Annotated in this window: 18 protein-coding genes; 2 read left to right on the top strand and 16 right to left on the bottom strand. The window is 61.7% G+C overall.

Going from position 1 to position 19,493, the window contains the following annotated elements:
- Position 1: 1 nt before the first annotated feature.
- From D8Y22_RS11350 to D8Y22_RS11315, 8 genes are all read right to left on the bottom strand, one after another.
- Positions 2-1,204: an extracellular solute-binding protein gene (locus tag D8Y22_RS11350; RefSeq protein ID WP_141464825.1), complete on the bottom strand. Its 1,203-nt coding sequence runs from the start codon at positions 1,202-1,204 to the stop codon at positions 2-4.
- Between the two features lie 482 nt (positions 1,205-1,686).
- The gene (locus tag D8Y22_RS11345) at positions 1,687-2,709 is read right to left on the bottom strand and encodes an ABC transporter ATP-binding protein (protein ID WP_141464824.1); all 1,023 of its coding nucleotides are present in this window, start codon (positions 2,707-2,709) and stop codon (positions 1,687-1,689) included.
- Positions 2,709-3,536 carry an ABC transporter permease gene (locus D8Y22_RS11340; protein WP_141464823.1) on the bottom strand — a complete coding sequence of 276 codons (828 nt, stop codon included), beginning with the start codon at positions 3,534-3,536 and terminating at the stop codon, positions 2,709-2,711. Before D8Y22_RS11340 ends, D8Y22_RS11345 begins: the two co-directional genes overlap by 1 nt.
- The gene (locus D8Y22_RS11335; protein WP_174811832.1) at positions 3,529-4,179 is read right to left on the bottom strand and encodes an ABC transporter permease; all 651 of its coding nucleotides are present in this window, start codon (positions 4,177-4,179) and stop codon (positions 3,529-3,531) included. Before D8Y22_RS11335 ends, D8Y22_RS11340 begins: the two co-directional genes overlap by 8 nt.
- 234 nt (positions 4,180-4,413) lie before the next feature.
- The gene (locus tag D8Y22_RS11330) at positions 4,414-5,469 is read right to left on the bottom strand and encodes an extracellular solute-binding protein (RefSeq protein ID WP_141464821.1); all 1,056 of its coding nucleotides are present in this window, start codon (positions 5,467-5,469) and stop codon (positions 4,414-4,416) included.
- Between the two features lie 290 nt (positions 5,470-5,759).
- A complete protein-coding gene (locus D8Y22_RS11325; RefSeq protein WP_141464820.1) occupies positions 5,760-7,670 on the bottom strand; it encodes a NosD domain-containing protein in 1,911 nt (636 codons plus the stop codon).
- Between the two features lie 112 nt (positions 7,671-7,782).
- A complete protein-coding gene (locus tag D8Y22_RS11320) occupies positions 7,783-8,634 on the bottom strand; it encodes a sulfite exporter TauE/SafE family protein (protein WP_141464819.1) in 852 nt (283 codons plus the stop codon).
- Entirely contained in the window at positions 8,631-9,305 is a 675-nt protein-coding gene (locus D8Y22_RS11315; protein WP_141464818.1) for an SCO family protein, read from the bottom strand. Before D8Y22_RS11315 ends, D8Y22_RS11320 begins: the two co-directional genes overlap by 4 nt.
- A gap of 148 nt (positions 9,306-9,453) precedes the next feature.
- Here D8Y22_RS11315 and D8Y22_RS11310 point away from each other — a divergent pair, with 148 nt between their 5' ends.
- Complete coding sequence (locus D8Y22_RS11310; protein WP_141464817.1) at positions 9,454-10,038, top strand: nitrous oxide reductase accessory protein NosL; 585 nt, start codon at positions 9,454-9,456, stop codon at positions 10,036-10,038.
- Between the two features lie 36 nt (positions 10,039-10,074).
- On the opposite strand, the gene D8Y22_RS11305 is transcribed toward D8Y22_RS11310, so the two are convergent.
- The 4 genes from D8Y22_RS11305 to D8Y22_RS11290 are packed head-to-tail and all read right to left on the bottom strand — an operon-like array spanning position 10,075 to position 14,367.
- The gene (locus D8Y22_RS11305; protein ID WP_141464816.1) at positions 10,075-10,770 is read right to left on the bottom strand and encodes a phosphatase PAP2 family protein; all 696 of its coding nucleotides are present in this window, start codon (positions 10,768-10,770) and stop codon (positions 10,075-10,077) included.
- A gap of 35 nt (positions 10,771-10,805) precedes the next feature.
- On the bottom strand, positions 10,806-11,672 hold the full coding sequence (locus tag D8Y22_RS11300) for an ABC transporter permease (RefSeq protein ID WP_141464815.1): 867 nt from the start codon (positions 11,670-11,672) through the stop codon (positions 10,806-10,808).
- Positions 11,673-11,674: 2 nt separating this feature from the next.
- Positions 11,675-12,430: an ABC transporter ATP-binding protein gene (locus D8Y22_RS11295; RefSeq protein ID WP_141464814.1), complete on the bottom strand. Its 756-nt coding sequence runs from the start codon at positions 12,428-12,430 to the stop codon at positions 11,675-11,677.
- Positions 12,427-14,367: a NosD domain-containing protein gene (locus D8Y22_RS11290; protein ID WP_141464813.1), complete on the bottom strand. Its 1,941-nt coding sequence runs from the start codon at positions 14,365-14,367 to the stop codon at positions 12,427-12,429. Before D8Y22_RS11290 ends, D8Y22_RS11295 begins: the two co-directional genes overlap by 4 nt.
- 93 nt (positions 14,368-14,460) lie before the next feature.
- Between D8Y22_RS11290 and D8Y22_RS11285 the strand changes: the two genes are divergently transcribed.
- Positions 14,461-14,904: a universal stress protein gene (locus D8Y22_RS11285; RefSeq protein WP_141464812.1), complete on the top strand. Its 444-nt coding sequence runs from the start codon at positions 14,461-14,463 to the stop codon at positions 14,902-14,904.
- 75 nt (positions 14,905-14,979) lie between these two features.
- On the opposite strand, the gene D8Y22_RS11280 is transcribed toward D8Y22_RS11285, so the two are convergent.
- The 4 genes from D8Y22_RS11280 to D8Y22_RS11265 form a co-directional block, all read right to left on the bottom strand.
- The gene (locus D8Y22_RS11280; RefSeq protein WP_141464811.1) at positions 14,980-16,098 is read right to left on the bottom strand and encodes a Gfo/Idh/MocA family protein; all 1,119 of its coding nucleotides are present in this window, start codon (positions 16,096-16,098) and stop codon (positions 14,980-14,982) included.
- A gap of 77 nt (positions 16,099-16,175) precedes the next feature.
- Positions 16,176-17,144 carry a sugar phosphate isomerase/epimerase family protein gene (locus D8Y22_RS11275; RefSeq protein ID WP_141464810.1) on the bottom strand — a complete coding sequence of 323 codons (969 nt, stop codon included), beginning with the start codon at positions 17,142-17,144 and terminating at the stop codon, positions 16,176-16,178.
- 230 nt (positions 17,145-17,374) lie between these two features.
- Positions 17,375-18,388 carry an ABC transporter permease gene (locus tag D8Y22_RS11270; protein ID WP_141464809.1) on the bottom strand — a complete coding sequence of 338 codons (1,014 nt, stop codon included), beginning with the start codon at positions 18,386-18,388 and terminating at the stop codon, positions 17,375-17,377.
- The gene (locus D8Y22_RS11265) at positions 18,385-19,461 is read right to left on the bottom strand and encodes an ABC transporter permease (RefSeq protein WP_141464854.1); all 1,077 of its coding nucleotides are present in this window, start codon (positions 19,459-19,461) and stop codon (positions 18,385-18,387) included. Before D8Y22_RS11265 ends, D8Y22_RS11270 begins: the two co-directional genes overlap by 4 nt.
- Positions 19,462-19,493: the final 32 nt, after the last annotated feature.

Genomic DNA, 19,493 nt, shown 5'->3' with positions numbered 1-19,493 from the left:
CCTACTGAGCGCCCGGAAGCGGGGTTCGGTCGGTGAGTTCTTGCTGGATCGACTCCTGGTTTGCGACCAGTTCCTCCTGATCGAGGGCGAACTCGGCAGCGTCGTAGTCGGACTGATCGGGGAATTCCTCGGGTTGCTCGAGTTCGTCGGCCCGAATCGGTCGGACAAACGCGTCGAAAAACAGTTCCTGGCCCTCCAGGGAAAGCACGTAGTCCATGAACAGTTTCGCTGCCTCGGGATTTGGTGCACCCTCGAGCAATCCGAATCCGTACGGAACGTTCATCGCACCCTCCTCTCCGTTCGGGCCAGTCAGTATCGCGACCTCGAGTTGCTCCTCGTCGATCTCGTCCATGTTGTACTTCATGTTCAACCCCGAATAATCGTACTCGACGACGGTCGATATCTCCCCGCTGGTAACGTCCCCCTCGATGTTTCGACGAATGTCTGCGCCGTGGTCGGCGATTTCCTCGTGATACTCGATGACCGGATCGAGATTTGTCATCGAACCGCCGTAGGCTCTATTCACTGACAGCGCGGACGCAAGTCCATTTGCTGTGTGGGGTGGCGTGAAGGCCAGATCTTGGGCGATGTCAGGGTGTTTGAGGTCTTCCCAGGTCTCGGGTGCATCGAGGCCGCGCTCTTCGTAGACGTCGGAACGGTAGGCGACCGCCGTCGTCATCTGTCGTGTCGAGACCACGTGACCATTGTCGGTCTTGAGTTCGTCAGGGACGACATCCCAATTGGCGGGCTTGTAGTCCGTCGTCAGGCCGTCGTTCATCGCCTCGAGGGCGAAAGAATACCCGCCGTTGAACGCGGAGTGTGTCGGATTACCGGCGTTTGACCGTGCGTCAGTGAGAGCCTCGCCTGACGACCCCTGTGCGTCGTAAAGAGGAACCCCGTATTCGTTTTCGAAGTTCTCCATTACGGCGTCCCAGTTCGACCAGCCAGTTTGGACCGCGTAAATTCGTAGTTCGTCCGGAAACGCCGACGCGCTTACTGTCGTTTGATGGTTGCCGTATCCGACCTCGTACGTTTCCTCGGTGGATCCACCACCGGATCCATTGCCCGATCCGCTCTCGGACTCGCTGTTCTGGCTGGATCCGTTTTCGTCATCACTCATACAACCAGCAACCGCCATCCCAACCACAGTTGCACTGCTTGCCAAAACCCCTCGTCTGGATACTGTCCGTGTGAACTTTGCCATCGAAAGAGTTGATCGAGAGTAGTTATAAATAAAATTATAATTGTAGTACATATTTGGGGGGTGGCATACGGGCCGTTATCGTAGACTATGTTTGGTTCATAATGCGCAGTCGAGTACCAGCACGTGACTGATACGGATTACTGTAACGATTTACCGGCGCACCCGCCGCCCGGGTCGCGGGTGCGCCGGAAATGGCTTACAGTAAACCGTATGATTGCTGACCCAAAGGAATGAACGTTTATAGGGATTATCGTAGACGTTCATAGTTTTCTTCCGGCGAACCGAGATACTACGCCGAGGACTGGGCCTCGGCATTAGCGGTTGGTTACGATAATCCCTATCAGTAACGGTCTCAACTCGTCACTTGATAGAGCGCACAACCTACACCTTATCTGTCCCGATATATGTATCGGAGAATGAACAAACCTATCTTCTCGAGAATCAACGGCGGACGGTTGACATCTGTAGCTCACCCCTCGATATTACTGATCGATGAGATGCACTGCTTGGGAATCGATATCGAGTGAGATCGAATCCCCCGGCTTGATGGCGTCTGTAGTGCGGTCGAGTCGGACTGAGACGCTTTCGCCGTTGTTGAGTTCTGCCTCGAGTTGGGTCTGATCGCCGAGGTAAAACAGGTCGACGGCAGTTGCTTCGATAGCTCCGGAGCCGACGGTAAAATCTTCTGGTCGCACGACAAGCGTGCCGTCCGAGTTAGCCGGGTGGCCGTTGCGCTTTAATTTGGCGACGCCGACATCGATGACATCGTCGGTTACTGTCGCAGGAAGCATGTTAGACACGCCGACGAAGTCGGCTACAAAACGATTCACGGGTCGTTCGTAGATTTCTTCCGGCGTCCCGATCTGTTCGACCCAACCGTCGTTCAATACGGCGAGACGGTTTCCCATTGCCATTGCCTCCTGCTGGTCGTGGGTAACGTACACGGTCGTGACGCCGATCTCGTTCAGCAAGCTGCCGATCTCGCTTCGAAGTTGGCGCTTGAGTTTCGCGTCAAGGCCCGTCATCGGCTCGTCGAGCAGTAGCACCTCCGGTTCGATTGCGAGTGCACGAGCAAACCCGACACGCTGTTGCTGTCCGCCCGAGAGCGTCGACGGGGATCTGTCACGCAATTCGCCGATGTCCAGTAGTTCGAGCAACTCCTCAGCACGGTTGACGCGTTCGTTTTTCTGAACGCCGTTCATTCTTGGCCCAAACGTTACGTTTTCCATCACAGACATGTTCTCGAAGAGTGCATAGTCCTGAAAGACGATGCCGACGTTCCGTTCCTCCGGTCGCTCATCGGTTACGTCCTCACCGTCGAACAGTACCCTGCCCCCGGTGGGCGATTCGAATCCAGCCACAGTACGGAGCGTCGTACTCTTTCCACAACCGGACGGGCCGACGACGGCGAGCGTTTCGCCCGATTCGACCGTCAACGAGACGTCTTCGATCGCTGTTTCCGATCCATACTCCTTGGTTACGTTCTGCAATTTCACTTGCGTCATTAGACATTTCCACCGAGTTTGACACCTTCGTCGCTGATGAACTGGACCAGTACCAGAAGCCCTACAATCAACAGAATAAACACCGACGCGAGAGCGCTCGCTTCGCCGGCGTCGACCGTTCGAAAGCTACCGAACAGTGCAACCGGCAGCGTGGTAGTAAGCGGTGTCTGGAGAAAGAAACTGATGTTGAACTCCCCGAGCGAGAGGGCGAACGTCATGATCGACCCAGCGACGATACCGTTGTAGATGTTCGGTACAATCACCAACAAGAACGTCTGTGGCCATCCCGCTCCGAGGCTTCGGGCGCTCTCTTCGAGCTTTTGATAATCGATCGATTCGAGCGTCGCCATCGTCACTTGGATCATAAACGGGATCGTAAACAGCACGTGACCGATCACCAGGATTTCCACCGTCCCGCCCAGGTTGAGTCCGAACCGTGGCGCGCCCCAGCTGCGAACGAGTGCGACACCGATGACGATTCCGGGAATCGCCATGGGGAGAATTGTTACCTCTGTCAGTAGTCCCTTTAACGGAAAGTCGTATCTGACGAGCGTGTACGCCACCGGAACCCCGGTCAGGACGTTGATCGCGACGGTTACGACAGCGATTTGGATGCTCAGAGTGATTGCGTCCAAGTTCGACGAGAGCGCCCCTTCGTAGTAAGTCAGTGTCGGTGAATTGAACCCTCCGACCGGGGACCCAGTAAACGAGTAAAAGAAAATGACGAGTACGGGAAGTAAAATAAACGCCAGCACGAATGAGCAGACGACGTAGAACGTAAGCAAACCGATGTCGAACGAGCGAACTCGATGAGTGAGATCACTCATAGACACTCCCTCCGAACTTCCTGCGGTATCCGTAGATGACGCCGACGGTGATGATCGTCAGAACGATCCCCATCGCCGCGCCTAGCTCGTAGTTTTGCTGGCCCATGACGACGTTGAAGATCATCAGCGGGAGGATGTCGATGACGCCGCTGGCGAGCAGCAATGCCGTCCCGAACGCGGCCATACAGACGCTGAAGGCGAGCGTTACTGCCGAGGCAATTGCTGGAGCTATAACCGGTAGCGTGACGTGCCGGAACGTTTGCAGCCGAGATGCACCGAGACTCTGGGCGGCTTCCTCGATGCTCGGGTTTACCTTTTCGATCGAGGAGACCATCGCCATCGTCACTCGTGGGAGGGTAAAGTACGTGTATCCCGCCACGAGTCCCCAGAAACTGAATGCGATGGCGAACGTCGATGCGCTCTCGCCAGACAGGAACGCCAGCAGTTGCGACAGAACGCCACTGCGTCCGAGCAGCACGATCATCGCCCACGCGATGAGAATTCCAGGAAAACTGATCGGAAACGAAATGATGGCGATCACAACTCGCTTACCGGCGAACTCGCGTCGGGCGAGAAAGTACGCCATAAACAGTCCCAGAATGATGGAGATCCCCGTCACCAGAAACGCAATACCGAAACTCATCAATAGCGCGTTTCGGTATCGTCCGACAGCGAAGACCGTCACGTAATTCCCGAACACCGTCGACGACTGTACACTCAACTCGACCAGTCGGTAGACCGGAACTCCCAAAAACAGAAGAAAGAGCGCGACAAACGGCAGGCTCAGCAGCCATGGAAGATATCCGTCGATGCTACGGCCACGAACCGTCGGAAGCCGTATTTTAGCGAGGTACCGATACATGTCGATCATGCGGCGTTACGACGCGACTTCCCGCGAGAACTGCTCTCTGATCGCATCTTGCTGTTCGACCAACTCCTCGTAGTCTATCGAGAACGAACTTTCGTACTCGTCGTCGGACAACATCAGTTCCGTAACGTCGTCGGGCATACTGATGTCCTCGCGTGAGGGAGTTACGAACGCTTCTGCCACCAGTTGTTGTCCCTGTTCACTGAGTTGGAAGTCGATGCACACCTCTGCGTTCTCCCGGCGCGGACAGTCGTTAACGACGTTGAGGATATATGGGACGATGATCGAGCCGTCATCGGGGACAACGACCTCGACATCCTCTTCGGGAAGATCGCTCAGATATTTCGCCTCGTAGGCGTTGAAATCGTACGCCATGAGCATCGGCACCTCTCCTTGGAAGAAACTCGTCGTGACACCCTGGTCCGGCATCGCTGCGATGTTCCCTCGCTCTTGTAGTTCATTGAAGAAATCGATCCCTGGATCGACGTCGGTCAGGTCACCCCCCATTGCGAAGTTCGCGGTGAGGAAATTGATGAACCCGTTGTACGCCGATTCCGGGTTGTACAGAGCGATCGTATCTTCGAACTGTTCGTCGAGGAGGTCCTCCCAGGACTGGGGCACCTCTTCGACCTCGTTCGTGTTCACTGCCCACCCGACTGTGCCGTAGTGGTTACAGACCCACTCTCCGTCCGGGTGTTTGAGATCGTCGGGAATGTTGTCCCAGCCCTCTGGTTCGTAAGACTCGGTCAGACCGTTCTGCTCAGCGACAATCGCGTCGGAGATTCCCATATACGCGACATCAGCCTGGGGGTTTTCTGCCTCGTTCGTCAATGCGTTGAGCGTCTGTCCGCTGTTTTTCGTATCTTCTGGGAAGTCGATCCCTGTCTCATCGGTGAATTCCTCTCGAACGGTTTCATAGTTAGCCCAGCCGTCGACGGCGTTGTACTGGATGACGACATCCTCGTCATTGCTACTACCGATCCCGAAACAGCCAGCGAGACCTACTGCGCCGATTGCCCCACCGCTTTGAATCACGTTTCTCCGGGTCAGTGCATTTTGTAACATCGGTCGATGCGAGCCAAGCGCCGGTATTTAACTTATATAATACTGGTATGTTGGTCTGGAGTGGATATATGTCAGGTATAAAGAAATACATTGATCTATGGCTTGTTGCAGTACACTACACGGTGGTTCCAAGACAGGAATTACAAAATAGAGACGGATATCGAAGCACTATTCCTGTCGTTTGCATTCGCTTGCACTTCCGCAGTAATCTCGAGTCGTTTTCCAACTCGAGGTATCGAGAACGGCTATCCAGCCACACCAATCAGGGACATCCATACCGTCGACGTTGCTCACCGAACGTCCCCACAGCCGTTCGCGACCGACGCCCACCCGGCCTCCTCGAGCAGGTCGGGGTTCGCCGGTTCACAGCGCGGTGCCGTATCGACGACCTGGCTACCGCGCAGTCCGGCGACGGCGCCCTCGACGCTCGCCTGCGCGTCGAGCGCGGGTGCTCGCGTCAGCGTCGCTGCGCCGTCGACACGGTGCAGTCGCTCGTCGACCGGGTCGGTCGGTGCGTATGATCGCTCGAGCGTCCTCCCGTCGCTCGCCCCGACGGCACCGTGCCAGTAGTTGCCACTGCCCGCGGCGGTCCAGTGTCGACGGCTGCCCAACTGTGCGGTCGCGTGGCGGTGGTTCGCGACGAAATCGTTGTCGACGACCTCGTTGGTCGGCAACAGCTGGCTAGCCTGCACTCCGTCGGCGTTTCCGGCGACGACGTTGCGTTCGTAGATCGAGTTGCCGGCACCGGTCGTTATCCCGACGTCGGTGTCGGTAATGACGTTCTCGGCGACGTAGGAGTGGCTGCCGGCCATCACCACACCTTGAGTCGCGTCCCGAATGCGGTTGCCCACGATCGCGTTGTGTTCCGGCGCCGTCATCACGTCGATGGCGCTCGAGCGGACGGTCGTAATCTCGTTGTCCGCGAGGATGACCTCGGACGTGTACATGAGATGGACGCCGATTCGATGGTTCTCGAGGGAACTGTGTCGGACGACGAGTCCGTCGGATCGGTGGGCGTAGACGCCATCCCGCCCGTTGGCAAGCGTGGCGTCGGCGACGACAGTATCGGGCGAGCGCATCGTCAAGACACCCATGGAACCGTCGGTGTCGTCTGCGGTACTGACGACGGTGGCGGTGCGGATGGTCGCGTTCGGGCTCTCTCGAAGCAAGATCCCGGTTGCCGGGGTTCTGATCGAAACGTTCTCGACGAGCGGCCGATTCGCGTCGTCGACTTCGATTCCAGCGTCGCCGTGGCCGTACGCCATCTCGAGAACGTCCTCGGCATCGGCCGGATCGTCCTCGGGCTCGGGCTGAGTCGTGTTGCCGACGCCATCGATTTGCAGATCGGCGACCGCCGCTCGATCGGCGGTCACGGTCACCACCGTCTCGGTTCCGTTGCCACGAATCGTCGCGTCGCCGGCCCCGGCGAGCGTGATCGGCCGATCGATCTCGACGTGTTCGTCGTATGTTCCATTTGGCACGAGGACGGTCGATTCCGGCGGTGCCGTCTCGATGGCCGCCTGAACGGTCGCTGTGTCGTCGCCGACGACGACCTCGACGGGGCGGTCTCGTCGTTGCTGGGCGTCCGTCACCCGCGCGTCGACCTCGTGGTGGCGTCGGTCGACCTGCTCACGTACCATCTCGGCGTCGTCGATGTCGAACTCGGCCTCGAGCAACCCGTTCCAGGTGCGGACGGTGCCGCCGTGGGCGGCGGCAAACGCGTCGGCGTCGTCGCGTTCAGAGAACGGCACGACGGTCGCTCCGGCTGGTGTTTGGGCCGCACTCCCGACGACGTACAACGCGTCTTCGGCGCTCGTCCAATCGGGTGCGTCGTCGGTCGTCGGATACCCCGCCGCCGAGAGTTCGAGGTCCGTCTCGCTAAAATCCGTCACCGACACCGCCATCGGGGTGCCAAAGCGATCCTCGTGGCTCGGCTGTTGGCTGGCGTCGACGAACCGTTCGACGCCGCGGTAGCCGACGACGTACTCGTACTGCGTGTAGTACACCTGTGCCTTCGGAATCGTGATGTCCTCGCCGAGGTCCGGGTCGCTCTCGAGTGAGACGCCCATCGTGACGGTATCGCCGAATGGCACCGGCGCTGGGTCGCTCGCCGCCGTGTCGATCACGAACAGGCCGAGCGTACAGCCGGCGCCAACGACGAGGACGATGACGAGCAACGAACCCCTCGAGCCTGGGAGCATACGTCTTATACTGGAACCCCACTCAATAGCCACTCTGGTGCGGTTGTCGAAGGCGGTCGCTGGGTTTCGAGAATCTCCGTCTCGACGGCACGGCGGAGAGTCACGGCCGTCCTCATAGCGGTTGGTAGTGTGGCAGTGGGACCGATGGTAACACGACACCGAACGTCGCGAGTCCGTGTTGCAAGGGCACGTAACCGAGCACGACGAACGCGACCCCCAGCAGCCGGTGGATCCTGCGGCGGGTCTCGAGGCTGAGCGACTGAAAGAGCGTCCCGTAGACGAACAGCGAGGGGATCGTCCCGACGCCGAGGAGTGCGAGTGCGAGAACCCCCTCGAGTGGCGAGCCGCGGACGAACGCATAGAGAAACGCAGGGTACAACAGCGGACACGGGAGGAAGCCGTGGACGGCACCCAGCCCCACGATTCGGTAGGTACCGACCCAGTCGTCGACGTTACCGAGTAGCCACCGGTGGAGGCGACCGCCCAGCGAGGCGACAACCGGGAGGGAGAGCGAGCCACCGAGCAGTCCGCGGCCGACGAGGTAGTGGACGCCCATCGCGATAATGACCGTCCCGACGAGCACGCCCGCAATCGCGTGGACGTCGGTCGCGACGGCCGTGACCGCCTGGGGCGTGACGAACACCAGCGAGCCCGCGAGTCCGAAGAGACCTCCCAGAACCGCGTAACTGCCTGCCCGTCCGAGGTTGAACAGCGCGTGCTGGCGGACCATCCCAAGGGTCAGTTCCGCTCGTCGGGCGGGGCCGTTCCGGGTTGCCCGCAGCCGATCCGAGTACGTCGACACGAGCGGGCCACACATTCCGAGACAGTGGGCCCCGCCAAGCAATCCGATCAGAGCGAAGACGACGAGGCTTACGGGTTCGAACGCGGTCGGATCGAGTCCCGGATCGTAACACTGCTGTGCGAGGACGGGCGCGGGGAGTCCACGGGCTGGCCACCCGGTCATTCCCAGCGCTCGAGGACCGTCTCGAGGTCGGACGTGATCCGTGCGGTGTCGGGATCGTCACCACGATACGTTCGCTCGACGTAGCCGTCGGGGTTGACCAGAAACGTGACGGTAATGTGGAGGAAATCGTAGTCATCGCCGCCGAGTTCTTCCCGTTCGAAGGGGACGCCGAGTTGTTCGTCGACGACCACGGTCGCTTCGTCTGCATCCGCCGGTCGGAGATAGTGCCAGTTTCCCGCCTCGAGATCGACGCCCATCAGATCGGCGTGGTCTCTGAGTGAGTCGGCCGTATCTCGTTCCGGATCGAACGTGATCGCGAGAAACCGCGTCCCGTCGTCGATGCCACGCTCGAGCGTGTTGGTCTGTACTGTGGTGATCGCGTTCAACAGGGGGACACACTCCGCGGGACAGCTCGCAAAGAACATCGTACAGACGATACAGTCGTCGAGTGCGCCGACGTCGACGTTTGTCTCGGCGAGTGGATCCTCGAGTTCGAACGACGGAAACGCCTCGCCGTAAGTCGGATAGGACGGATCGCCCCGCATGTCGTCACCCGGCGACTCGAGGACGACACTGGCGGCGGTATCGTCCTCGAGTGCCCCCGTGAGACAGCCCGCCACGGTCGCCAGTCCAGCCGTTGCGCCGACACCGAGTACGCGGCGTCTGTTCATCACGTCAAAGTGAGGCGACGGTGTCCAAGTACCATCTGGTCGAAACGTCGAAAACGGGCGGCGAGATCGGTACGTGCTCGAAGCGATCCAGGGCCGTTTCGGCGATCGTACCAGATCTGATTTACTAGCCCAGTTCGGAGTAGTTCGTATGGATTACGAGAACGCAAGCGCCGCTCGGACGACCGCTCTGACGCGCCGAACGGTACTCGGTGGAACGGCGATGGCGGGCCTCGCCACGATTGCCGGCTGCCTCGGTGACGATGGTGACGTGCCAGAACCGATTGCGATCGCCGACGATCAAGCGTGTGATAACTGTACGATGGCGATCGGCCAGCACCCCGGACCGGTCGGCCAAACCCACTACGAACAAGCAGCCGATGTCGTCGGCGAGGACCGGCCGGCACAGTTCTGTAGCTCGCTGTGTACGTACACCCACACCTTCGAGCAGGACGCGGAGCCACAGGGGATCTATCTCACGGACTACTCGAGCGTCGACTGGTCGGTCAGCACCGACGACGGCGAACTCGAGATCAGCAACCACCTCGAACGCGACGCGTTCGCGCAGGCGGGTGAGCTCGCGCTCGTCGTCGACAGTGAGGTGCTGGGATCGATGGGGGGGTCGATGATCGGGTTCCGGGACGCCGACGACGCCGACGACTTCCAGGCCGAGTACGGCGGCGACCGCTACGACCACGAGGACGTCACCCCGGAGCTGGTCATGTCGCTGATGTAGGACAGGCTTGAGGTCGTCGCCGGATCGAAACCAGTATCAGCCGCTGTCGAGCCAACGCCAGCCAGCAACCGCAGCGACTGTTATCGTGAGCGTGAGTATTGCGGCTGGGGCTCCGGCACTCGTAACGACGTAGAAGACACCGAACCCGATCGCCACGAGACCCGCGACGATGACTTGATCTAGCTGTGACCGTGATATGAGCGCTTGGACCGTCACAAGCAAGACGAGTCCAACTCCAACGCCGGCGACGACATCGACCACGTAATGCAACCCGAGTGCGACACGAGAGACGGAGACGGCCGCTACCAATCCCCCCGCGATAACAAACCGCCGTCGTCGCGTACGTATTGGAAGGACGTGTGCAAGCCCGAAATACACGATAGTCGTACCGACTGCATGGCCGCTGGGGAACCCGTATCCAGTCGCGAACGCAGTCGATTCGTACACCTGCTGGACGACGATCGGTAGTTCCGCTGGATCCAGCAGTAGCTCGTTCGGTCTCGGAAAGGCAAACACCTCTTTGAGTCCCCTGTACAGGCCGATCCCGGCGAGCCACACACCAGCGACGGTCGCGATGTCCGCTCGAGGGGCTACTTGCCACCAGTACAACCCACCGAGAAGGAGTGCGATGAACCAGATATCACCAAGCTGTGTGAGCAGGGCAATACCGATAGCCAGCCAGTCGGGGATCGCGCCCTGAATACCGTCAAATTCGCCGATTCCACGCGACATCATTCGGACAACGAACGCTCACACGTAAAACCCCATCAGCGCGAGACGCCCCAGACTGCGACGGCCAGCGATCCCCCGGTCCAGACGGCGAACCCGAGCAGGCTCGCAAGCGGCGAGGCTATCCGCGGGCCGGTCCCCGACGCGACGCCGACCGTCGTCTCGAGGACCAGTCCCCGATACGCACTCAGTGGACTCACCGCAAGCGAGTGGATCAGTTCACCGTCACCGATGAGGCCGGCTGCCAGTCCGTAGACGAGCGCCAGGTCGAGTCCGATCAGCAACACGACGAGCGCGACGACGGCCACCGCAAGTGCGCTTTTGGTCTCACTGACCAGCGCGGAGAGAGCGATGGCGACCGCGAGCACGACGAGTGCGAAAACCACCGTCAACACGAGAAACCGTGCGAACAGGATCGGCGAATCCGCCCCCGAGTGACTCGCGTACATCCTGAGGGTATCGTCACCGGTGACGGCAATTGCGATCCCGACGAGACCCAGTGCAACGACGACGGTTGCGGCCAACCCAACTGCCCGCCCGGCGTAGACGCCGACGACGAGTTCGCGGGCCGAGACCGGGTACGTCTCGAGCACGTCGAGTTCGCCCCGCTGTTCGTCGCCCAGGATTGCCCGGTAGCCGAAGGCGATGGCGACGATCGGGACGAGCAACTCCATCGGCGTGAGAAGGTCGACCACGGCGGGGAGGTAGCCGGCAGTGAATCCGCCACCGACCCAGGTGACACCGAGTGTGACGGCCGCGAGTGCCGCCGCAAGCAACAGAAACGTTCGCGTCCGAGCGACGGTTCGGAGCTCCCGGCGGAAAATCGTCTCGAGGCGTCGCCGTCGCGCCGTGGACGCGGTTGTCTGCTCGCCGGCGTCGACAGCGGCTGATTCGTCGGCTGCCATCGTTAGGAACTCACCCCTTGGACGCGGACGGTCGTCGTCTCGCCGCTGATCGACGCCTCGTAGACGCCACGTACGGTATCGACCCCGAGGGACTGGCGAATGGCCGCTGGCCGGCCGCGAGTGGCGATCGACCCGTCGTCGAGGACGACGACCTCGTCGGCGTGTTGGTCGACGAGTTCGAGATCGTGGGAGCTGAGGATCACGGCGGTGCCGGCGCCAGCGAGTTCTGTCGCAACGTCGAAGACGTGGCTGCTCATCCCGGGATCGAGTCCGCTCGCGGGTTCGTCGAGGACGATCACCGGCGGATCACCGATCGTCGCCTGGGCGATTCCGACGAGCCGCGTCATCCCTCCGGAGAGTGCCTCCACCGGCCGCCTCCTGGCGTCGCTCAATCCCACTTGCTCGAGTCGGTCCATCGCGGTCGATTTGTCCTCGCCGACCAGCGCGGCGTAAAACGACAGCGTCTCGGCGACCGTAAATCCGGGTCGAAAGGCCGGCTGCTGGGGCAGGTAGCCGATCCGACGCGCCGTTTCCTCGCCGTTGTAGGTGACCGTTCCGGCCGTCGGCTCGAGTAAGCCGGCGAGCACCCGAAGGAGCGTCGTCTTCCCCGAGCCGTTCGGGCCGATGAGGCCGGTCACCGCCCCGCGAGAGATGGGGAGCGTCACGTTCTCGAGGACCGAGATCGAACCGTAGTCGTGCTCGAGTGCCTGTGCGTGGAGAATCGGTTCTGACGAGGAATGGTGGCGGTGTTCGCTCATGGATCTACTGTCTGGAGGGGATACTCGCAGGACCAGGCTCGATCGTCCCACGGCGTCCCTTCGAGGGCGTCCTGGTTGTTCGGTTCGCAGGTCGGCGCGAGATCGACGATGCTGCCGGATCGCATCCCCGGAACGGACCCCTCGAGGCCAGCGATCGCGTCGAGAGCAGGTCCGCGGGAGAGCGTCACCGTGCCGTCGGTTCGGTGGAGGCGCTGATCGACCGGTGCCGTCGGTGAGTAGGATCGATCGACGGTGGCGTCGCCCGAGAGGCTAGTCGCGCCCTGCCAGTAGTTACCCTGGCCGTTCTGGGACCAGATGCGAAGTGGGCCCGAACCTGCAGTTGCGTGGACGGCGTTCTCGATGAAGTCGTTGGCCAGCACCTGGTTCGTCGGGACGACCGTCCGAACTTCGGCACCGACCTCGTTCCCCGCGAGGACGTTGCCCTCGAGACGGGAATCGGTCGATCCGATGCGCAGTCCGATCTGACTCTCCGTGAGCCGATTGTCCGCGACGTAGGCGTCGCTGCCGGCGGCCTCGATACCGTATGCAGCGCCGCGTACGTCGTTGTCGACGATCGCGATTCGCTCCGGACCGGTCATGACGTAGATCCCGGTATGGGACTGATTTCGGAGTCGGTTGTTCGCCAGTATTGCATCGGACGTGTGCATCAGGTGGATCCCGAGATGACTCCCCTCGAGATCGCTATCGCGGACGACCAGTTCCGGCGATCGGTGGGCGTAGATCGCGTCTTGGCCGTCGGTCACCGTCGCATTCTCGATGACGATCGGTGAGCGAAACGCGAGGATGCCGGCGTGGCCGTCCGTCCGATCGCGTGGACTGTCGACAGTCGCGTCTCGGACGACGGATCCCTCGCTTCGGCGAAGGAGGATTCCGGTAACGTCCGAATCGACCGTGACATCCTCGACCAGCGAGTCAGCAGCCGTATGCAACGCGATACCGGCGTCGCTGTGGGCGTGGTTCCGCTCGAAAACCTCGTCCCAGTCGCCGGCTTCCTCGTCGTCGCCCGGGAGGTCACCCGACGCCGGTTGTTCCGTCCCCGAGCCAGCGACGGTGACGCCGATCACGGCCGACCGATCCGCCGTCGACGTGACGACCGAGCCGTCGCCATCGCCCTGAATCGTCACGTCACCCTCCCCACGGAGGGTAAGTGACCGATCGATCTCGAGCGTCTCGTTGTACGTCCCCGCCGGCACGAGAACGGTCGTGTTCTCGGGTGCGGCCTCGAGTGCGTCCTGAATCGTCGCCGCGTCCTCGCCGACGACGGTCGAGACCGGCCGGTCGCGCAACGCTCCGATCGACTCGACGCGTGCGTCGGCGTCCGCGTGGCGATCGTCGAGCTGGTCGGCGACGGCGGTCGCATCGTCGCGGTCGAACGCACGCTCGAGGAGTGTCGGCCAGTCGAGGATCGTGCCGCCGCGTCGGTTGGCGAACGACGCTGCAGCGTCGCGATCCGAAAACGGCAGTACCGTTTCACCGCGTGGCGTTCGGGCGTCGCTCTCGACGACGAACCAGGCATCCTCGGCGTCGGTCCACTCGGGCGATCGGTCGGCCGTCGGGTGTCCATCGGACGCAAGCTGTGGATCGACCGTCGCGTAATCGGTGACGTAGACCGCCTGTGGATGTCCGAACCGGGCGGTATGACCGTCGTCCTGGAACGACTCGACGAACGTTTCTATTCCGTGGTAGCCGACGACGTAGTCGTACTGTGAGTAAAACACCTGGGCCCTGGGCAACTGGACGTCTGCACCGAGTGCGAGTTCGTCCTCGAGTGCGAGACCGGTCGAGACCGTCTCCTCGAAGACGACCGGCTCCGGCTCGGCTGTTTCGGCATCGACGACGAACACGCCGACGGACGCGGCGACGACCACGAGACCGACTGCCGCGATCACGATGCGACCCCACTGACGCTCGAGCACACGTGACTGTTGGACGGGAGCTATCTATACCGTCTGGTCCGTCCGTCGAAAGCGGGCCACAAGGATTTCCTACGCCGGCTGGCATTCTCGTGTATGTACGATTCCGTCTTCGCACCGACAGACGGCTCCGATCGATCGGATATCGCGCTCGAACACGCGATCGACCTCGCCGAGACCTACGATGCGACGTTGCACACGCAGTACGTCGTCCAGTCGTCGCCGGCGTTCGAGTCGGATCTGGACGACGACGTCGAGGCCGACGTCTACGGTTCGCTGTTCGACGCCGGCGAGCGGGCCGTCGACGCCGTCGCCGACCGTGCCACAGCGGCGGGACTTACCGATGTCGAAACCGCCGTCGACCGCGGGCAACCACACGAGGAGATCCTCGAGTACGTCGAGCGAAACGACATCGACATCGTCGTCATGGCGACTGCCGGCCGCACGGGCCCCTCTCGAGAGTTACTCGGCAGCGTCACCGAACGCGTCATTCGGATGTCGCCGGTGCCCGTCGTTACCGTCGCCGAGGACCGTCGCTGACAGAGACACACCGGCGTTGCGATTCGACAGTGTGACCATCCCACCGGCTGCGGTCGTGGCGACGGCCCCACGTGTTCACTCGAGCGTGATCCACTCGCCACGGTCGTCGCTTTCCTCGACGGCCGACAGGACGCGCTGGGCGGCCAGTCCGTCCGCGAAACTCGGCTCGAACGAATCGCCGTCAGCGACCGCGGAAAGGAACTCGTAGTTTTCGTGGACGAACGTGTGTTCCCACCCGAGAACGTGTCCTGGCGGCCACCAGTGGTCGACGTAGGGATCGTCCTCGTCGGTAACGAGAATCGTCTGGTAGCCCCGGTCGTCCGCCCGGAGGACCTCGAGTTCGTTGAGTCGTTCGAGGGAGAATCGGAGACTCCCCTTCGACCCGTGAATCTCGATACTGTGGTCGTTCTTGTGGCCGGTTGCGAACCTGGTGCCCTCGAGGGTGCCCATCGCCCCGTTTTCGAAGGCCAGTTGCGCGGAGTAGGCGTCGTCGACGGTGACTGCACGCGTTTCGTCACTGTTCTCGAGTGGTCGTTCGTCGACGAACGTCTGCAGGTGGCCGCTTACCCGTTCGATTTCGCCCGCAAGCTCGTCCGAGCCGACCAGGAACCGGAGCAGATCGACGGTATGGGAGCCGAGATCGCCTAACGCGCCTGAGCCCGCCAGCTCCGCATCGTTGCGCCAGGACCACGGCGCGTCGGGGTCGACGAGCCAATCCTGGAGATACCGGCCCCGAACCTGGCGAATCTCGCCCAGTTCGCCAGCCTCGAGCAACCGCTTTGCGTACCGAATCGCCGGCACGAACCGATAATTGAACGCACACCCTGCCGGCACGTCGGCGTCGGCTGCAGCGTCGGCCATTCGCGTGGCATCTTCGAGCGTCGGCGCGAGGGGCTTCTCACAGAAGACCGGCGTTCCGGCTTCCAGAGCCGCAATCGCGGGTTCGGCGTGGAGATGGTTCGGTCCGAGATTGTAGAAGACGTCGACATCGTCGACGACCGCTTCCCAGTCGGTCGCAGTCGAGTCGAATCCGAGTCGATCCGCCGCGTCCGCAAGCGCCGACTCGTCGCGGCCGATCAACACCGACCGTTCGACGTCGGGCGCCTCCGGGAAAAACATCGGTAGCCGCGCCAGTGCGTTCGCGTGAGCCTTTCCCATGAACCGATAACCGAGAATACCAACCTCGAGCGTCATATACCTCAATTTACAATAGCCGTAGTTAGTATTTTCCACTTCGAACTCTGATGGGCGTTCACAGCGGTGGCACCCGCTTACTCGGCCCAGTAAGCGTCGCCGGGTTCGGTCGTGAAGACCGCTCGGTGGAGGAGTTCGATCGCCTTCTCGAGACCCTCCCGGCCGCTGGTCAGCGAGTCCTCGTGCTCGATGCTCAAGGCGCCGTCGTAGCCGACCATCCGCAGTGTCGAGACGACGTCTTTCCAGTGGGCCTCGTCGTGGCCGTAGCCGACGGAGCGAAACAGCCACGAGCGGTTGGGCTCGTCGTCGTAGGCGGTCGTATCGAGGACGCCCTTTTCGCGGGCCTGTTCCTCGTAGACTCGAGTGTCCTTGGCGTGGACGTGGTGGATCGCATCTCGCTCGCCGAGATAGCGGATCGCGTCGGTGATCGAAACACCCTGCCAGTAGAGATGGGACGGGTCGAAATTCGCGCCGATGCGTTCGTTGATCGCCTCGCGTAACTGTGCCATCCCGTGTGGTTCGTAGACGAGCATATTGGGGTGCATCTCGATCGCGATGTCGACCCCGTGTTCGTCTGCAAACTGCGCGAGATCCGACCAGTAGTCGGTGGCAACCGTCCACTGGTAGTCGTGGGCCTCGGCGTGTTCGGACGGCCACGGCGCCGTAATCCAATTTGGCACCTCGTCGCCCGGCGCGCCCGCCGGCAGTCCGGAAAAACACGTCACCGTGTCGACCTCGAGTTGGTCGGCCAGCCGAATCGCCTCGCGCAACTCGGTATCGGCCCGCTCGGCGCGCTCCTCGTCGGGATGAAGCGGATTGTTGTGCGTCGCCAGCGCACTGATTCCCACCTCGTACTCCTCGAGCAGAGCCACGAGCTCGGCTTGTGCGTCCTCGTCGTCGAGGTACGCGTCGCGAGAGAGGTGATCGTCGCCGGGATAGCCGCCGACGCCAGGCTCGATGGCGTCGACGTCACGGTCGGCGAGATATTCGAGCGCCCCCTCGAGCGATTTGTCGGCTAACGGTGGCGTGTGAACTCCAACGTGCATACGGGCTCGTAGGATAGCGACCGATAAATGAATTACTACATTCCGAATGAGTTTGTCCCGAAATCACGTGTCGGCGGTATCGGGGGGTGAAGAGATGAGTGCGACGGATACCAACGACGTTCTCTCCAGCTACGTGGTCTGGATGTCAACGACGCCAGCGCCGTTGTTCATCGATACTACTGCGTTCTTCGCCCGTTTCAACGAGCGAACTGCAGAATACGACCGGCGGCTTACTCTTCGCTCTCGTAGGGCTCGCCGACGGCATCGGGCATGCGGGTCTTGCCCCACGCGGTGAGCACGACGATCACCGCGACGTAGGGCAAGAGGTTGACGAGCCGGGACGGCAAGTCGATGCCGACCGTCTGGAACTGGACGTTCAGCATGTCCAGGGCGCCGAACAACAGCGCTGCGGCGGCAGCGCCGATCGGATTGTAGTTGCCAAAGAGGTAGGCGACGATCCCGATCCAGCCACGACCGTCGACCATCGTTTCGCCCGTGCCGCCGAAGTTACCCGCGTGTGCGAGCAGTACGGCACCACCTAGCCCGGCCATCGCGCCCGAAAAGATCACCGTCGCGTACCGGACGCGGTTGACATCGATACCAGCGGTGTCGAGCGCTTCTGGATTTTCGCCGGCGGCCTGGATCCAGTTGCCGTATCGGGTCCGGTAGAGGACCACCCACGACGCGACGACGATACCGATCGTGAGCAAGATCAACGGCGATTGGCCGAACGCGATCGGATCGATGCTCGTGAGCCCGGGGCTGGAGCGACTGCCCCAGATGACCGCCGCCGTAAACGGTGCGAATCCGAGACCGACGAACCAGACGGCCAATCCGGCGACGATCTGATCCGCCTTGAAATGGATCAACAACACGGCAAAGAGTACCGTCAGCGCGACCGAGACCAGCACCGCCGCGACGAGTGCGGCCCAGACGTGACCTTGCGTCGGTGATGTTCCCCCGAGCGCGTACATCGTCGCAGCTGCCGAGAACGCGCCGAAGATCATGAACCCTTCCAGGCCGATATTGAACACGCCGCTTTTTTCGGCGTAGAGCCCACCGACCGCCGCGAGAGCGATCGGCGTCGCCATCTCTAACGACCGCGAGAGAAAGCCGAACGTAACGAGGCGCTCGAGTGCGATCTCGTCGGTGAACGTGAGTGCAACGCCGAACGCGATCAGGACGAACAGCACGAGCCCACCCAGCCGAACGCTCGTCCGGGCGGTGTAGTCGGCGACGCTCATCGGTTTTCACCCCCGAGTCCGGTCCGTTTTGCGATCATCCTGAACAGTTCCGGCACGGCGACGAACAACACGACTAGCCCGACGATACCGTCGATCAACTGCACCGGCACGTCGCTGTTGATCTGGATGTGCGAGCCGGCCGACTCGAGGCCGCCAAACAGCAGTCCAGCCGGCACGACGCCGACCGGGTTGTTGGCCGCGAGCAGGCTGACCGCGATGGCGTCGAAGCCGTAGTTGCCGACGCCCGATGGATCGGTGTAGTAGCCCTGAATCATAATGACGAAGACGGCTCCGGCAAGTCCCGCGACGACGCCAGAAAACGTCATCGTCGAGACGATCATCCGTTTGGGATCGACACCGGCGTAGCCCGCTGCCGACTGCTGATATCCGCTGGTCACCATGTCGTATCCGAAACTGGTCCGCGCCATGATGACGGCGACGGCTGCGACCGTCGCGAGCATCACCAGTAGCCCGACTAGCGAAAAGTTCGGGTCGGAAACGATCGGCGACGGCAACTCGACGTACTCCGGCAACTGTCTGGTCCGCGTTGCGGTCGCCTCGGGATCGTTGAACCGGCCGGCAACGAGCCAGCCGACGAACCCGATCGCGATGAAGTTCAACATGATCGTCGTGATGATCTCGTTAGCGCCACCGTAAGCCTTCAATACCCCGGGAAGGGCAGCATACAGTCCACCCGCAACGATCGCGGCGAGCGTGCCGATGGCGATGAGAATTGTCCCACCCACGGCGTTCTCCGGGAGGAGGGGCGCAATCCCCACGATCGACACTACCGTGGCGAACCCGCCCATGATGAACTGTCCCTGGACGCCGATGTTGAACACGCCAGCACGGAACGCGACGGCGACGGCGACGCCAGTCAAAATGAACAACGTCGAGTACCGGAGCGTCCGGACGATCGCACGCTCGCTACCGAACGAGCCAACGACGAGTTGATTCACGAACTGAACCGGATTGTATCCCGCCACGGCGACGATGACCAACCCGATCAGGATCGCCGACAGCGTCGACGCGATTGCGATCGCGATCCGCTCGAGCACCGTCGCCGAAAGCATCCGGTCGGCGGCCGCATCGAGGGCCCTTCGAG

Source organism: Salinadaptatus halalkaliphilus (genome assembly GCF_006543045.1).
Taxonomy (GTDB): domain Archaea; phylum Halobacteriota; class Halobacteria; order Halobacteriales; family Natrialbaceae; genus Salinadaptatus; species Salinadaptatus halalkaliphilus.
Note: the sequence above shows the minus strand (reverse complement) of the source record. Positions and strands in the feature narration are given on the sequence as shown.

Excerpts from the sequence above, each read along its gene's own strand:
- D8Y22_RS11320 (WP_141464819.1), bottom strand. The coding sequence starts at position 8,634 with ATGACCGGGTGGCCAGCCCGTGGACTCCCCGCGCCCGTCCTCGCACAG.
- D8Y22_RS11335 (WP_174811832.1), bottom strand. The coding sequence starts at position 4,179 with ATGAGTTTCGGTATTGCGTTTCTGGTGACGGGGATCTCCATCATTCTG.
- D8Y22_RS11325 (WP_141464820.1), bottom strand. The coding sequence starts at position 7,670 with ATGCTCCCAGGCTCGAGGGGTTCGTTGCTCGTCATCGTCCTCGTCGTT.
- D8Y22_RS11310 (WP_141464817.1), top strand. The coding sequence starts at position 9,454 with ATGGATTACGAGAACGCAAGCGCCGCTCGGACGACCGCTCTGACGCGC.
- D8Y22_RS11295 (WP_141464814.1), bottom strand. The coding sequence starts at position 12,430 with ATGAGCGAACACCGCCACCATTCCTCGTCAGAACCGATTCTCCACGCA.
- D8Y22_RS11305 (WP_141464816.1), bottom strand. The coding sequence starts at position 10,770 with ATGTCGCGTGGAATCGGCGAATTTGACGGTATTCAGGGCGCGATCCCC.
- D8Y22_RS11315 (WP_141464818.1), bottom strand. The coding sequence starts at position 9,305 with ATGAACAGACGCCGCGTACTCGGTGTCGGCGCAACGGCTGGACTGGCG.
- D8Y22_RS11300 (WP_141464815.1), bottom strand. The coding sequence starts at position 11,672 with ATGGCAGCCGACGAATCAGCCGCTGTCGACGCCGGCGAGCAGACAACC.
- D8Y22_RS11275 (WP_141464810.1), bottom strand. The coding sequence starts at position 17,144 with ATGCACGTTGGAGTTCACACGCCACCGTTAGCCGACAAATCGCTCGAG.
- D8Y22_RS11340 (WP_141464823.1), bottom strand. The coding sequence starts at position 3,536 with ATGAGTGATCTCACTCATCGAGTTCGCTCGTTCGACATCGGTTTGCTT.
- D8Y22_RS11345 (WP_141464824.1), bottom strand. The coding sequence starts at position 2,709 with ATGACGCAAGTGAAATTGCAGAACGTAACCAAGGAGTATGGATCGGAA.
- D8Y22_RS11285 (WP_141464812.1), top strand. The coding sequence starts at position 14,461 with ATGTACGATTCCGTCTTCGCACCGACAGACGGCTCCGATCGATCGGAT.
- D8Y22_RS11265 (WP_141464854.1), bottom strand. The coding sequence starts at position 19,461 with ATGCTTTCGGCGACGGTGCTCGAGCGGATCGCGATCGCAATCGCGTCG.
- D8Y22_RS11270 (WP_141464809.1), bottom strand. The coding sequence starts at position 18,388 with ATGAGCGTCGCCGACTACACCGCCCGGACGAGCGTTCGGCTGGGTGGG.
- D8Y22_RS11350 (WP_141464825.1), bottom strand. The coding sequence starts at position 1,204 with ATGGCAAAGTTCACACGGACAGTATCCAGACGAGGGGTTTTGGCAAGC.
- D8Y22_RS11330 (WP_141464821.1), bottom strand. The coding sequence starts at position 5,469 with ATGTTACAAAATGCACTGACCCGGAGAAACGTGATTCAAAGCGGTGGG.
- D8Y22_RS11280 (WP_141464811.1), bottom strand. The coding sequence starts at position 16,098 with ATGACGCTCGAGGTTGGTATTCTCGGTTATCGGTTCATGGGAAAGGCT.